The following is a 564-nucleotide window of genomic DNA, read 5'->3' as shown; positions in this document are numbered from 1 at the left end:
AAGCCGTGAAGCGCATCGATGCCCTGTTCGATATCGAGCGCGCGATCAACGGCCTGTCGCCGGCCCAACGCCACGCCGTGCGCCAAGAGCGGAGCGCGCCGCTGGTCACCGAGCTCGAGCGCTGGATGATCCAGACGCGCGACAAGCTCTCGCGCGGGCACGACCTGACCAAGGCCTTCAACTACATGCTGCGCCGCTGGTCATCCTTCACCCGGTTCCTCGACGATGGGCGGATCTGCCTATCCAACAATGCAGCCGAGCGAGCCCTGCGCGGCATCGCGAAGACCGATTCATTATGCACCTCCTTTTCAAATGGCGGAAAACAGCGATTCCTGGTTGTCGTCGTGGATGCGATGCGGAGTATTGCGCGCCAAATCGGCCTTGATCCGTTCGTCTTCGAGGTCGCTGGCGCGGATCTGGTAGGGTGCGCCGCGCATGACCTGCTCGGCAGGCAAGAGGCCATCCCTGATGAACCGGCGGATTTTGACGTGCGAGACTCCAAGCCGGGCGGCCGCGTCCGACATGGTGAGCCACTCGCCATTCTTGTCGGAAGAGCGATAGCCG

General features: G+C 63.1%; 1 protein-coding gene and 1 pseudogene. One reads left to right on the top strand and one right to left on the bottom strand.

What is annotated here, in order from left to right:
• Window positions 1-281 (top strand): annotated as a pseudogene (locus NKJ12_RS32215) (IS66 family transposase); the annotation flags it as partial.
• Window positions 282-308: 27 nt separating this feature from the next.
• On the opposite strand, the gene NKJ12_RS32210 reads toward NKJ12_RS32215, so the two are convergent.
• The gene (locus NKJ12_RS32210) at window positions 309-524 is read right to left on the bottom strand and encodes a helix-turn-helix domain-containing protein (RefSeq protein WP_245274905.1); all 216 of its coding nucleotides are present in this window, start codon (window positions 522-524) and stop codon (window positions 309-311) included.
• Window positions 525-564: the final 40 nt, after the last annotated feature.

It is taken from the genome of Mesorhizobium sp. M0195 (assembly GCF_040322115.1).
Taxonomy (GTDB): Bacteria; Pseudomonadota; Alphaproteobacteria; order Rhizobiales; family Rhizobiaceae; genus Mesorhizobium.
The sequence above is the reverse complement of the archived record's forward strand: the minus strand, read 5'-3'. Positions and strand labels throughout refer to the sequence as shown.

Bases quoted from the DNA above. Each gene is read 5' to 3' on its own strand.
- NKJ12_RS32210 (WP_245274905.1), bottom strand. From the start codon at position 524: ATGTCGGACGCGGCCGCCCGGCTTGGAGTCTCGCACGTCAAAATCCGC.